Consider the following 294-nt stretch of genomic DNA (forward strand, 5'->3'; position numbering starts at 1 on the left):
CGCGGACGATGGGGATGAGCACGCCGCGCATCCTGTTCAAGGACGTCATCCCGAACCTGATGCCGTTCGTGTTGGTCAACTTCGCCAACGCCGCTCGCTACGTCGTCTTTACGTCGGTTGGATTGGCCTATTTGGGCATCCTCCCCACGTCGGTGCCCAACTGGGGCGTCGATTTGAACAACGCGTACAAGCAAGCGGGGGCGTTGGTTGGCACGAGCGCACTGTATCAGCTTATCGTGCCGATGATCATGATCATGGGTATCGCCCTGTCGCTCATTCTGCTCGCACAGGGCT

Annotated in this window: 1 pseudogene; it reads left to right on the forward strand. The window is 59.2% G+C overall.

The features are described from left to right. Window positions 1-14: 14 nt before the first annotated feature. Window positions 15-294: pseudogene (locus tag NKF25_RS24535) on the forward strand (ABC transporter permease); the annotation flags it as partial.

Origin of the sequence: Haladaptatus sp. AB643 (assembly GCF_024136975.1) — an archaeon.
Taxonomy (GTDB): domain Archaea; phylum Halobacteriota; class Halobacteria; order Halobacteriales; family Haladaptataceae; genus Haladaptatus.